At 59.9% G+C, this 12866-nt stretch carries 9 protein-coding genes and 1 tRNA gene; 2 read left to right on the top strand and 8 right to left on the bottom strand.

What is annotated here, in order from left to right; genetic code table 11:
• Positions 1–115: 115 nt before the first annotated feature.
• Positions 116–571 carry a DUF6679 family protein gene (locus tag ACVWY8_RS01460; RefSeq protein ID WP_011432782.1) on the bottom strand — a complete coding sequence of 152 codons (456 nt, stop codon included), beginning with the start codon at positions 569–571 and terminating at the stop codon, positions 116–118.
• 117 nt (positions 572–688) lie between these two features.
• Complete coding sequence (locus ACVWY8_RS01455) at positions 689–2116, bottom strand: folate/biopterin family MFS transporter (protein ID WP_457392240.1); 1428 nt, start codon at positions 2114–2116, stop codon at positions 689–691.
• A gap of 441 nt (positions 2117–2557) precedes the next feature.
• Here ACVWY8_RS01455 and ACVWY8_RS01450 point away from each other — a divergent pair, with 441 nt between their 5' ends.
• Positions 2558–3469 carry an alpha/beta fold hydrolase gene (locus ACVWY8_RS01450; RefSeq protein WP_457392242.1) on the top strand — a complete coding sequence of 304 codons (912 nt, stop codon included), beginning with the start codon at positions 2558–2560 and terminating at the stop codon, positions 3467–3469.
• Here the strand turns inward: ACVWY8_RS01450 and ACVWY8_RS01445 are convergent.
• Positions 3466–3921 (bottom strand): HHL1-like protein, encoded by a 456-nt coding sequence (locus ACVWY8_RS01445; protein ID WP_457387989.1) that lies wholly within the window; start codon positions 3919–3921, stop codon positions 3466–3468. The genes ACVWY8_RS01450 and ACVWY8_RS01445 overlap by 4 nt on opposite strands.
• A gap of 143 nt (positions 3922–4064) precedes the next feature.
• On the opposite strand from ACVWY8_RS01445, the gene ACVWY8_RS01440 reads away from it, so the two are divergent.
• Positions 4065–4138 (top strand) — tRNA-Pro (locus tag ACVWY8_RS01440).
• 185 nt (positions 4139–4323) lie between these two features.
• On the opposite strand, the gene ACVWY8_RS01435 is transcribed toward ACVWY8_RS01440, so the two are convergent.
• The 5 genes from ACVWY8_RS01435 to ACVWY8_RS01415 form a co-directional block, all read right to left on the bottom strand.
• On the bottom strand, positions 4324–6915 hold the full coding sequence (locus ACVWY8_RS01435) for a DUF3536 domain-containing protein (protein WP_457392246.1): 2592 nt from the start codon (positions 6913–6915) through the stop codon (positions 4324–4326).
• 295 nt (positions 6916–7210) lie between these two features.
• Complete coding sequence (mraY, locus tag ACVWY8_RS01430) at positions 7211–8233, bottom strand: phospho-N-acetylmuramoyl-pentapeptide-transferase (RefSeq protein ID WP_414406790.1); 1023 nt, start codon at positions 8231–8233, stop codon at positions 7211–7213.
• Positions 8234–8381: 148 nt separating this feature from the next.
• On the bottom strand, positions 8382–10757 hold the full coding sequence (locus tag ACVWY8_RS01425) for a phosphoketolase family protein (RefSeq protein WP_457392249.1): 2376 nt from the start codon (positions 10755–10757) through the stop codon (positions 8382–8384).
• 111 nt (positions 10758–10868) lie between these two features.
• Positions 10869–11984, bottom strand: a complete 1116-nt coding sequence (locus tag ACVWY8_RS01420) for a pentapeptide repeat-containing protein (protein ID WP_457392252.1) — start codon at positions 11982–11984, stop codon at positions 10869–10871.
• A gap of 22 nt (positions 11985–12006) precedes the next feature.
• On the bottom strand, positions 12007–12381 hold the full coding sequence (locus tag ACVWY8_RS01415; protein ID WP_457384385.1) for a DUF1257 domain-containing protein: 375 nt from the start codon (positions 12379–12381) through the stop codon (positions 12007–12009).
• Positions 12382–12866 lie beyond the last annotated feature (485 nt).

The following is a 12866-nucleotide window of genomic DNA, read 5'->3' as shown; positions in this document are numbered from 1 at the left end:
ATTGTGACTTCCGCATTCCTCCCGGCACTGACCCTACGGGTACAGTGCGGGGCTCCTGCGATTTCTAGCTGAGGATGTCAAGCGCTCTTCTGCGCCGCTCTGGCAAACGGAGAACTCAATCCGTGCCTTCAGCATCGTGCCGGGCACGATCCGCCCGTTTGAGATCTTCCCCACTGGAGCGCACCGGCAGCTCGGCAGGAGCCTCCCGATCCAGGTAGTAATCCTCCACGAGGCGCTCGCTGCTGGGATGATCTTCTCCTTCGGTAGGCAACAGTGGCGGATGCAGCAATTCAGCCGGAGGGCAGTCTTCTGAGGTGAGCAAATCTGACGTGCTGAGCATCCCCTTGGGAATGGTGGAAAGGCGCTGAGCAACAGCTCCAATGCTTTCCAGGCGAATCATCTCCTCCCAGGAGCAGATCTCCTCCTCATCTTCTGTCTCGTAGCGAACTAGGATGGTGTCCCCTTCGATATCGAGGATCTTGGCCCGTTCCAGCCAGCGTCCCTGATCCCGCAGATAGATCCACACATCCTTGCCTTCGCGGCTGAGTTGATAGATCCTACGATGAAGCACGGTCCCCTCCTGAAGTGAAAGATCCGAGTGAGTTGTGGGGGCTACCCAGCTCATCCCTCCATCTTAGCGGCTGGACACCGAGGCTGTATGCCTTTCCCGAGGCCAGACAGAGTCTCTTTAGGTTGGGTCGGTTTCGGCCAGAGAGACCCCTTCCATCGCCAAGGCTGTCTCCGCTTCTTCTGCCTGCACATCCCGCAGAAAGGATTCCAGAGAGGCATGGGCTTCCGCCTCAAGTTCTGCTCCGCCAAGGGTTATGCTCTCTTCCGGCAGCCAGCCCAAAAACGGCAGGGGCAAGAGGGTAGAAAGGTTGGTCAGGATCAGCAGCAGCCCCAGCCGGCTGAAATCGGTCTCCGTTACCCCCAGCCCATGCATCAGCAGGGATCCCAGCTCTTGGGAGAGAAACCCCGCCAAATTAAAGGCCGACATCAGCAGAGCAAAGAGGGTGGCCTCGATCCCAGGGGGGCAGAGGCGGGCGGCCAAGACCAGCACTGGCATAAAGGCAATTTGTCCTGCCACCGTTAGCACCAGGCTGTCCCCCAAGCTAAACCAATGATCGTCGATGCCCCAATCCCGGTTGAGGTGATAGACCAAGATAAGGCTGGTCAGGCCCAACCCTGCCGAGATCACGGTCATCCAGCCGAACAGGGGCCGCAGTGGGATCCGCCGCAGATACACCTGGAAGATCCCTACCCCCAGCAAACTGGCGATGCTGGTTACCAAGCGCACCTGACCCAAAAATTCCGGCCCAAAGCCGAGATCGTTGGTGACAAAGTAAAAAAGAGCCGCATCGGCGCTGGGAGTGGCCTGCCAAACGAACACAAACAGCACCGGCAGCAAAATGCTGGGTTGCCGCAGCGTCCGCCACACCTGCCCCACCTGTTGTTGCAAGGGATCCCAGCCCTGAGACAACACCACCGGTTGATCGGCGATAACCCAAGCTGCCAGAGCGATGAACAACGGCAAAAAGGCCGTCAGCCCAAACACCACCTGCGGCGGATAATGGGCTAAGAGCGCTCCTCCCAAATAGGCGGTGAGCAGGGATCCCAAGGCCGTTGCTCCCCAAGTTAAAGATTGCAGCGTGCCCGTCCCCGCCCAGTCACTGCCGTGTACCCGCTCCACCACCAGCGAATCTACGATTACATCCCCTACCGCCACCGCCAGGGATCCCAAAACCATCCACAGGGTGGCCAGACCAGCCGTCGGTGCCCACAGGGCCATCCCCAGCCAAGCCCCACACCCCAGAAGCCCTGACAACAAGAGGTAGGGACGACGCCGATAGCCCGCCACCGGTACGGTATCCGACAGCAGGCCGTAGAGGGGCTTGAGGATCCAGGGGCTCATGGCAACGCCCATCAACGCCGCCACCTGAGACGGGCTGAGGCCCAAGCTATCCTTCAGGTAAAAGCTGGTGGCCAGCCGTGCCAGCCCCACCGCCCCCTGCACAAAGTACACCAAGAGGATTCCGAACAATTCCGGCGTCCAGTGGATATCCCGCAGCGGGGTCAGGGTGGATTGGTGCAGCCGTTGCAGCAGAGGATGAATCATGAGCGGTCGCAGTGTAGCGAGATGTTAGTTGGTGCGGTGTTGCCTTGGCAACAGCAAAACCATAAGAATCTTAACAGTCTCTTCACCTTAACCTGTCCAACTGGCTTCCGGCTCCGACCTCCTTGGACGGGTTGCGCTTCCCAGCGCTCTTTCTGCTCAACCCAGCCGAGCTACAAAATCTACAAAGTAGTGAGGTCGAAATGAGGTCGAAAGCTGATCCCCGGGTGCTATGCCATCCAGCCAAGGGCGGGGATCCCAAGAAGTCCAGCATGCTTTCGTCCCATGTTGACCGGCCCAACCCCACCTCGGCGGCACCTGAACCCGCAACTGCAGCAGCAGGCAGGGCAGTAGAGACGGGAGACAAAGGCATTCCGAAGCTATGATGAACAGGGATGGCTCTGAGTTTCTACCTACATCTTTAACTGGGTCTGTTTTCAGGCTGTGCTGACTGCTTCTTCTGCCGGTTCTGCGGTTGATGCCATTGCTCCTTTTGCTCCCCAAGTCTGGAGCTGGCGCGGACATGCCATTCGCTATGTGGTGCAGGGATCCGGATCCCCCCTGGTTTTGGTGCATGGATTCGGGGCTTCCATCGGCCATTGGCGGCACAACATCCCCGTGCTGGCTGCGGCAGGATACCGGGTCTATGCCCTGGATTTGCTCGGGTTTGGCGGCTCGGCCAAGCCTGCCCTCCCCTACACCCTGGATCTCTGGGCGGAGTTGCTGGTGGATTTTTGGCAGCAGCACATTCAGCAGCCTGCTGTATTTATCGGCAATTCCATCGGTGCCTTGCTCAGCTTGATCATGGCTGCCCGGCATCCCCAGTTAACGGCAGGAGCAGTGTTGCTCAACTGCGCCGGGGGGTTGAACCATCGCTCCCATGAGCTCAGCCCGATTTTCCGCCTTTTCATGAGTGTTTTCACCGCTCTGGCGGCTTCTCCGGTGACGGGGCCGTTTTTGTTCGATCGGGTGCGGCAGCGGCAGCGTATTCGCGCAACTCTGGAGCAGGTGTACCGCAACCCCGCCGCCATTACGGATGAGCTGGTGGAGATTCTCTATGCCCCTTCCTGTGATGTGGGCGCTCAGCAGGTGTTTGCCTCGATTCTCACCGCTCCCCCTGGCCCAACTCCTGAAGCCCTATTGCCTCAGGTGCGCTGTCCGCTGTTGGTGCTCTGGGGAGAAGGGGATCCCTGGACACCCATTCAACGGGGCCGCGGCTTTCAAAACCACGTGCAAGGGATCGACTACCAGTTCTTGCCCATTCCCAATACAGGCCATTGCCCCCACGACGAGCGCCCAGAGGTGGTCAACCCTCTGATTTTGAGCTGGCTGCCCAGAGCCTTTGCGGCAGTCTAGCCTTTTTTAGAGGTTCCTTTGCCGGAGAGGCCCAACCAACCTCGGATTTTGGCCATCCAGACTTGAAGGGGTGAAGGCTGGGGACGGATCGCCACCTGGATCGGCTCGTCTTGGAAGTCCTTGTCCTTAAGGCGAAACCCAAACTCCAGGTCATCTTTCACCTTGCCGAGACGGGGAAACAGCCTGACGGCTGCTTTTTTGAGTTCTTCCTCGTTTTGGAAAATGGCCTGGTGAATGGCGCTGGAACGCCCCACTGCCAGGGATCCCACCGGCAGCCAAGGGTTGGGCTGGCCAGGCGCGGGCTGGCGACGGCGGGCAAAGATGTTGAACTCCGGCATCCCCTTGGCTTTCAGCTCGTCGTACCGTTGGGCGGCTTCCTTACGCTTGGCAGTGTTGGAGCTGGCCGGTTTTTTCTCAGGCTTGGATTTGCGGAAACCCTTAGACTGACTCATACTTGGGCTGACGAGAGGGGGGATTTTTGCAGCTTAGCGCAGATCGGATCCCCTTCTCTGCCGGGGATCCCTTGTCATCATTGTTCGTAGCCGGCGTGCTATACTTGTTGAGCTTCGGCGGGCGGTTAAAGGGGCCTGTCAGTCGGGATGTAGCGCAGCTTGGTAGCGCACTTCGTTCGGGACGAAGGGGTCGCAGGTTCGAATCCTGTCATCCCGATAGGCTTGAAGTTCACTTAGCTGTCAACTGGTAGTTTTTCGGGTCAGGGTGAGACGCCTGGGCTGCTGAGAAAAGCCCTACAAGCCTGTGCATTATTGCTCCGCAATGCTGACGCGAAGATGCGACGACGCGACCAACGTTTTGGGTGTAGGTGCAGTGTCCTATTTTGATGAATTGAAATGACCCTAATCTTGGAGTTGTAAGTGACGCAGCCAGGCGTTGACGTTAACCCGAATTCGCTGCCCAACCTGTAAGAGGCGGTGCAGGTTTTCGGCAGAAATGTCTCGGCAGTCTTCTTGGGGCCAAGCTGGGCAACGCGGGCCAATTTGACGCTCCAGCGCTGTCAGATAGAGCTCTTGCAGGCGATCCAAGTTGATGGGCAGGCGCAGGTCTGCAGCCAATTGCAGCCATTCTTCCAGGTTGTAGAGCTGTTCGCCGAAGGTCTCCGGCTCAAAAGCGTGGGCAAGGTGCCACATCCCCCGCTGTAGGAGCCGATCCAGAACCCGGGCTGCCTCTTCCCGCCGCAACTGACACCCCAACTGCTCGGCCTCGCGCACAATTGCCCGCAATTCCAGCAGGTGATCCCGCTTGCCCTCTTCCATTTCCATCGCCCGCAAACTGGTCAACAGGCGTTGGTTGAGGGTGATCTGAGCGGCAGCCAACAACTCTTCCGGGATCGGCAGGCCGTCGGCCCGAAAGGCCATCAAGACCCCGTAATTGTCCAGGTAGGTTTGGCGGTAGAGCTGGGCCAGGCGGTCTAGGGTATCTTGAGTGAGCCAGCGCATCATCTGCTGCCGGTCTTCGTCGTTCAGGGCGTTCAGGTCGAAGGTTTCCGGCCCAAACAGATCTTGCAGGATCAGGATCATCTGGATCCGACTGTGGGATCCGGCCAGCAGCCGCGCTTTTATCTGCTCGTAGATGCGCCGCCCAGCAAACGGCTTGACGCCACATTGAAAGTCCCAGCCGCCGAGGTGGAGCACGGCGTAGATTAGATCGTGCTCTTCGCGGGTGGTGGGAAAAGTGAGCTTCACCCGCCCGATAGCCAGTGTCGACCCGCCTATCGTCAGGCGCTCTTGATCCACTTGATCCAGCACATATCCTTGGGAACGGGGGATCCCGTTAAACAGGGAAAACATGGCGTGCTGAGCCACCAGCCGTTGCGGGCTGATCAAGCTGGGGCGCACCAAGGCGCAATAGACCCCCTTGCCGTCTCTGTAGAGGTCGAGGTTGCTGGGGGCCTTGCTCAGGCGCTGCAAAAACTCCTCTTCTAGGTTGACATCCGCCACTGCTGCTGCCAACTGGATAGCCCGTGCCGCGTAACGCAGGATCTGCACCCCTTCAGGACGGGATAGCTCCTCGAAAAACCAGCCACAACTGGTGAACATCAACTGGCTGTAGCGCTGCATCTCCAACAGACGCAAGACCTGCACCCGATCTTCGGCGGTGAGGCGGTGGCTTTGGTGCTCCTGCAAAAAGGCATCACAGCGCTCCCGATCCAAAATCACCTCGATGTAACGATCCCGCGCCAGCCAGGGATCCCGCAGGTAGGCTCTGGCCTCCGTCTCGTAGATCTCGGCTAGCTGATCCCGCAGCCAGTTGAGGGCCTCCCGTAGCGGTTGCCGCCAGCGTTGGTGCCACCCTCCCACCGCTCCGCAGCCACAGTCTCGCGACCACCGTCCTACCCCGTGGGCGCAGCTCCAGGCGGTGACCGGTTTCAGTTGCACCTCCCAAGTGGGGGGATGTTGGCTGAGAAAATGGCTGTAGTTGCCCACCTGCCAGCCCCGGCGGGGAAATTCCTCGCAAAAGGCATAGGCCAGCGTGCGTTCTACACCCCGCTTGTGGTGGCCAAAAGTCTCGCCATCGGTGGCACAGTTGATCAGATAGGCTTCCCCCTCTTTGTCCGGGCGCAGAGCGGAACGGATCCGCTCCGCCAGAGAGTGGGTGCTGTAGACGATATCCCCAAAGCCCAAGTCACGGGAAATGGGGCCATCGAAAAAGAAAATATCCAAGTACCCCTCCCGATCGGGGGTAAAGCAGCGGTAGGGCCGACGGGGATCGATCTGGCCTTGGCTAACGTCGATCCACTCCGTTTGTCCCAAGGGGCGAATGCGCTGCGCTTGGCTGGGGGCCAAAATGACGAAGCGGATCCCACATTCGACCAAGGCCGTGACCGTTGCTGCATCAATGGCGGTTTCGGCCAGCCACATCCCCTGGGGATGGCGCCCAAAGCGGTGTTGAAAATCGGCAATTCCCCAGCGGATCTGGGTGTACTTGTCTCGCTCGTTGGCCAGGGGCAGGATGACGTGGTTGTAGACTTGGGCGATGGCATTGCCATGACCCTCCAGCCGCTCGGCGCTGAGACGGTCGCCGGCCAAAATGCGTTGGTAAACTTCAATGTCATGCTCCTCTAGCCAAGAGAGGAGAGTAGGGCCGAAGTTAAAGCTCAAGAATTCATAGTTGTTGACAATGCGCACCACCCGTCCTTGGTCGTCCAGAACGCGGGCAAAGGCGTTGGGGCGGTAACATTCCGCCCAAATGCGCTCGTTCCAGTCGTGAAAGGGGCTGGCGCTCGGCTGTCGCTGAATGCGGTTGAGGCAGGGATCCTCTCGGGGCGGCTGATAGAAATGGCCGTGCAACACCACGTACGGCCGCGCAGAGGAAAGCTCAGCAGCACCTGCCGGAGAAGGAGCCGCTTGCATCGGCGGGTCGGAGACCAAATCGCTGTGCCCTGACTGTGCCGCTGGCCTATCGGAATTTTTGGAGCCACTCGGCATCATGAGATTACACTCCTTTTAGAGGCCTCCAACTGGGTTACAGGGGAAGGCAATGTTAACTTAAGTTCATATCCATACGTTACAGCGATCCCCGATCTGCAACGGTGAATGTAAAAGATTCAGTTGGAAATTTGACAGGGAACAAACATCGGTCAGTAATCTTTGCGTTTTCCTCACAACAGAAGGGATCCCGGGACTTAGCGGGTGGGGGCCGATCTGCCGGTGGCCATTTCCCACGCCGAACAACCCGTTTGAGGTCAGGCCCCCATTGGAATCCCGGTGGATCCCCAGCTCGAACTCACATTCCGGTCCAGTGCCACCAGGCCCAGCCCAGCCCCACCAGCAGCGCCGTTATCCCATAGAGGGATCCCACCACCTGCACCTCCGACCAGCCCCCCAGCTCCAGATGGTGGTGCAAGGGCGACATGCGCAACAGCCGTCTGCCTGTGCCGGTTTTGCGTTTGGTGTATTGGAAGTAGCCCACCTGCAGCATCACCGACAGCGCCTCGGCCACCAGCACTCCCCCCATCAGGGCCAAGGCCCAGAGCTGATCCCCCAGCAGCGCCAACCCGGCCAGAGCGCCCCCCAACCCCAGGGATCCGGTATCGCCCATGAACAGCCGCGCCCGGTGGTGGTTGTGAACCAGGAACCCCAAGCAGGCACCGCTCAGGGTGAAAGCCAACACCGATAGCTCTGGATCCCTGTGAAGGAGCCCCAGCCCAATCAGCAGGATGGCCACCACCCCTGCCGCCAAGCCGTCCATACCATCGGTGAGGTTTACGGCATTATTGGTGCCCACCAACACAAACAGGGCCAAGGGCCAGAACAGCCAGCCCAGAGAGAGGGTGCCTATCCCCGGCAAGGTCAGACTGGTCGGGATCCCCTGCCAGGCCAGGTAGACACAAAACCCAAGGGCAACTCCCACCTGGAGCAACAGCTTGTGTTTGGGAGACAGCCCCTTGTTGGATTGCTGTCGGATCACCAGCCAATCGTCCAGCCAGCCGACAAAGCTGTAGGCCAGCGTGAGCAGCGCGACGGCCAGCCAATGGGGATCCCAGCCGCTCCAGATCCCCGCCACCAGCAGCCCCACGGGCAAAAAGCTGATCCCGCCCATGGTGGGTGTGCCTGCTTTTTTCTGGTGGGATTGGGGCCCCTCCTGGCGGATCACTTGCCCCGCCTTCCAGCGCCGCAACCCGGGGATGAGCAGGGATCCCAGCAGGGCCGAACCCAACGCGCTCAATCCAAAAGGAACGACCACCTGGGGGCGGATCCCAATCACAAGGGTCGAGAGGGCCAAACCCAGCCCCAGCGAGAGCGCCATCCCGCCCCACTCCGTCTCTTCCACCTCCAGATCGGGAAGTGTATCCGCATCCACTCTTTCTGAACCCCTCACACCCTCAACCTCCAAACCCTCAAAAACTCTATCCTGCCAGAGCTCAGAGGCGAAAGTTAGTTGAGTGGGGATCCCTTCAATAGGGCCACTTCCAGTTGCGCACCTCCGGCAGATCTTCTCCATGCTCGCGGATGTAGTGTTTGTGCTCCACCAGCTTGTCCCGGATAAGCTGCTGGACGTGATCCCGCCGGTACTTGAAGCGATCCACCCGCTCCAAGACGTCGTTGGCCAAGTTAAAGCGATCCACCTGGTTGAGAACGCACATGTCGAAGGGGGTGGTGGTGGTGCCTTCCTCCTTGTAGCCGCGCACGTGCAAGTTGTGGTGGTTGGGGCGACGGTAGGTGAGGCGGTGGATGAGCCAAGGATAGCCGTGGAAGGCAAACACGATGGGCTTGTCGGGGGTGAAGATACTGACAAACTCCTTGTCGCTAATGCCGTGGGGGTGTTCGCTGGGCGGCTGCAGCTTCATTAGGTTCACCACGTTCACCACCCGGATCTTGATCTCCGGCAGGTGCTGCCGCAAAAAGTCCACCGCCGCCAGGGTTTCCATGGTGGGCACATCGCCACAGCAGGCCATGACCACATCCGGCTCTGAACCCTGATCATTGCTGGCCCATTCCCAGATGCCCAAGCCCTGGGTGCAGTGTTTGATGGCCGCATCCATGTCCAGGTACTGCAGGGCCGGCTGTTTGCCTGCCACGATCACGTTCACGTAGTGGCGACTGCGCAGACAGTGGTCGGCCACCGAGAGCAAAGTATTGGTATCCGGGGGCAGGTAGACGCGGATGATTTCGGCCTTTTTGTTGACCACGTGATCCAAAAAGCCGGGATCCTGGTGGCTGAAGCCGTTGTGATCCTGCCGCCACACATGGGAAGTCAGCAGGTAGTTGAGGGAAGGAATGGGCCGCCGCCAAGGAATGTGACGGGTGGTTTTCAGCCACTTGGCGTGTTGGTTGAACATGGAGTCCACCAGGTGGATAAAGGCTTCGTAACAGGAGAAGAACCCGTGTCGCCCGGTTAGCAGATAGCCTTCTAGCCAGCCCTGACAGACGTGCTCGCTGAGGATCTCCATCACCCGTCCATCGGGGGAGAGGTGCTCGTCGCAATCGTAGATGGGAGCTACCCAGGTGCGGTCGCTGGCCTCAAACACAGCATCCAAGCGGTTGGAAGCGGTTTCATCGGGGCCAAAGAGGCGGAAGTTGTGGGGGTTGAGCTTCATCACATCCCGCAAAAATTGCCCCAGCACTCGGGTGGCTTCGGCTTCGGTGGTGCCGGGGCGGGGGACAGGCACGGCGTAGCGACGGAAATCCGGCATTTTCAGCTCCCGCGTCAGCAGGCCGCCGTTGGCGTGGGGCAAAGCCCCCATGCGTTTTTCCCCTTTGGGGGCCAGCTCTTGCAGCTCCGGCAGCAGACGGCCATTTTCATCGAAGAGTTCTTCCGGCTTGTAGCTGCGCATCCAGTCCTCCAGAGCCTTGAGGTGCTCCGGTTTTTTGGCCAGATCCGCCAGGGGCACTTGGTGGGAGCGCCAGAAATCTTCCACCTTTTTGCCGTCCACCTCTTTGGGGCCGGTCCAGCCTTTGGGGGTGCGCAGGATGATCATCGGCCATTGGGGACGAGTGGGATCCCCTTTGCTGCGGGCATGCTGCTGGATTTCTTGGATCTCGTGGATCACCGTGTCCAAAGTGGCGGCCATCAACTGGTGCATCTCTGCCGGCTCGGAGCCTTCCACAAAGTAGGGCTTGTAGCCGTAGCCCACAAACAGATTTTGCAGCTCTTCACGGCTGAGGCGGGCCAAAACAGTGGGATTGGCGATCTTGTAGCCGTTCAGGTGCAGAATCGGCAGCACCGCCCCGTCGTGGATGGGGTTGAGGAACTTGTTGGAATGCCAGGAAGCGGCCAAGGGCCCAGTTTCCGCCTCTCCATCCCCCACCACACAGGCCACCAGCAGATCGGGGTTATCAAAGGCAGCCCCAAAGGCGTGGGCCAGGGCATAGCCCAGTTCTCCCCCCTCGTGGATGGAGCCAGGGGTTTCCGGAGCCACGTGGCTGGGCACGCCGCCGGGGAAGGAGAATTGCTTGAAGAGCTTGCGCATGCCTTCGGCGTCTTGGCCGATGTTGGGATACACCTCGCTGTAGGTGCCTTCCAAGTAGGTGTTGGCCACCAGAGCAGGGCCACCGTGGCCGGGGCCGGTGATGTAGAGGATGTTGAGGTTTTCCCGTTTGATGATGCGGTTGAGATGCACGTAGATGAAGTTCAACCCGGGTGTGGTGCCCCAGTGCCCCAGCAGGCGTGGCTTCACATGTTCCAGTTTTAGGGGTTCTCGCAGCAGCGGGTTGTCCATCAAATAGATTTGCCCGACCGACAGATAGTTGGCGGCCCGCCAGTAGGCATCCATTTTGCGAAGCTCGTCGGCGGTGAGCGGTTTTGTCGAGAGCTGTTCTGCCAGAACCATAGCTGTACCCCATAGGTATCTCTACTCCTATGGTGATCCGGGTTTGCCCAATTGCCGGGGGATCTTGGGATTCCTTTGGATTTGGCTCATTGGGTGAGCGGTAGGCACCTGTTACCACCACCAGGGCTTGATCGGGGTGCCGTCGGGAAAGATCAGGCCGGCAATCCGGGATCCGCTGTGCTTTAACCCTTCGATCTGAGCTCCTTCCAGGTTGGCTTGGGTTAGGTTGGCCCCGCTGACATCGGCCCGCCGCAGGTTAGCCCCCTGAAACTGGGCCTGACGCAGCTCGGCGCCGCTGAGATTGGCCCCTTCCAGGTCGGCATTTTGCAAGTTGGCCCCCCGCAAGTCCGCCCGCTGTAGGTTGGCTCCCCCCAAGTCCGCTCCCTCCAGGTTGGATCCGCGCAGATCGGCCCGGTTCAGATCCGCTCCCCTCAGCCGGATCTGACAGAGCACCAGTTCTCGCAGATCGGCTTTGCTCAGGTCTTGGCCGGAGAAATCTTGCCCCTGTCCCCCCCAGTTTTGCAACTGCCAAATGTGGCGCACCCGTTCTTCCAGGTGGGTCTCTTCCGAAAGCCGGGATCCCCGCAGGCTGGTGCCGCTAACTTTTACCCCCCTCAGGTCGGATCCCCGCAGGTCGGCTCCCTGTAAGTCGGCTCCGCTCAGCTTGGCCCCTTGCAAATCCGCTTGGCGCAAATCCGTTTGCCGCAGCCGGGCGCCGTTGAAGTTGCAAAAGCGCAAGTTGGCCCGCCTCAGGTTGGCCTCCCACAGGTTGATCCCCCCCAGCCGTGCTTCTTGAAGGTCGGCTCCCTCCAGGTCTGCATAGGCAAAGTTCCGCTCCCCACGCCGATAGGCCACGATCACCCCTTGCGCTCCCCCCACCGGGCGAAAAGGGCTGTAGGTGCGACAGGCCCGTTCTGCCTCCGGCTGGCCAAGCTGAGACAACAGCCGCCAAGCTGCCAAGCGGACTGCCCAAGAGCTATTGCCGGCGAGGGCTTCAATGAGTTCGGCCAGGCCCGCCGACCCGTACTGCAGCAACTGGGGCAGGGTGGCCAAGCGCACGGCTTCATCGCTATGGGCGAGTCGTCGCCGCGCCCCCTCGAGACCTCCCAGCACTAAGGCATGGGCCGGGGCGCTCCCGGTTGCCATTTGCCCCCCCAACACCAGATCCCAAGGTTGGGGCCGGGATCCCTGGCCAGTCCTGACAGCCGGCTGAGGCTTACCTACCATGGGCGGATGCCGATGGGCCTAGCTATACCCAACGCCCCACCACCACGCGGATGGTGCCATCCTCCAGCACTTCTTCGGCCTCGATGGTATAGCCCTGCTCACGGGCTGAGCGCAGCAAACTTTTGTGGGCGTAGCGCTGCAAAATCGGCTCCAGGAAGGTCTTGGGATCGATGCCCGCCCCCCACAGATCGGCCACCAGCTCGTAGTGATCCCCGTTGCGACGAAACCCGATGTCGAAGCCATTCTTTTGCCGGATCACCAGATCGGCGCGGGTGCGGTTCCAGAGATAGCCCCGCAGGCTGGCATTCCGCTGCACAGCGTAGCCCAATTCCTTCAGAGTCTCTTCCAGGAGATCGGCGTCTTTGATTTGCACTTGCAGGGTGGTGAAGTGAGACATGGCCCTTCCAATCCTTTGACCGATGGAGACCGGATCCTCACTATAAAGCGCCCTTGGGGTGGTGGAAGAAATGTAAACCATCCTGCGGTGGGTCGAGCGAGCGGAACGCAGCTCCCCCTTTCTCCCGCAGGAGTGCAACACACCTGGGCCTGGAGGGTCGCTGGGCTGGCCTGACCTGCCTTCTTATGTAGGCGCGCGCTGCGGCATTCGCGATAGCGGTACGGAGCACCAAGGCTGAGGCATCCGCGCCTGGCGTGTTCGGTAACACAGAAATCTTGGATCTACATCTAGCGTCTAAAGTCAAGAATTGACGATAGTCTCCACTATGTTTGGAGGCAGCAGCAAAAATCTGTCCCACAGGGATCTGTTCTCGTCTGTCTCCGGCTGGAATTGCCGGCGATGAGGTACCAAACCAGCCCCAAGCCGTTCCAAAAACCCGCCGATGACCCTTGCTGTGCCTTGCCAAGTAAGCTTTTCCGATGGCT

Source organism: Thermostichus sp. OS-CIW-32, assembly GCF_054060415.1.
Note: the sequence above shows the minus strand (reverse complement) of the source record. Positions and strands in the feature narration are given on the sequence as shown.

Coding starts and splice junctions, on each gene's coding strand:
- ACVWY8_RS01455 (WP_457392240.1), bottom strand. CDS start 2,116: ATGATTCATCCTCTGCTGCAACGGCTGCACCAATCCACCCTGACCCCG.
- ACVWY8_RS01445 (WP_457387989.1), bottom strand. CDS start 3,921: ATGAGTCAGTCTAAGGGTTTCCGCAAATCCAAGCCTGAGAAAAAACCG.
- ACVWY8_RS01435 (WP_457392246.1), bottom strand. CDS start 6,915: ATGATGCCGAGTGGCTCCAAAAATTCCGATAGGCCAGCGGCACAGTCA.
- mraY (WP_414406790.1), bottom strand. CDS start 8,233: ATGGCGCTCTCGCTGGGGCTGGGTTTGGCCCTCTCGACCCTTGTGATT.
- ACVWY8_RS01425 (WP_457392249.1), bottom strand. CDS start 10,757: ATGGTTCTGGCAGAACAGCTCTCGACAAAACCGCTCACCGCCGACGAG.
- ACVWY8_RS01420 (WP_457392252.1), bottom strand. CDS start 11,984: ATGGTAGGTAAGCCTCAGCCGGCTGTCAGGACTGGCCAGGGATCCCGG.
- ACVWY8_RS01415 (WP_457384385.1), bottom strand. CDS start 12,381: ATGTCTCACTTCACCACCCTGCAAGTGCAAATCAAAGACGCCGATCTC.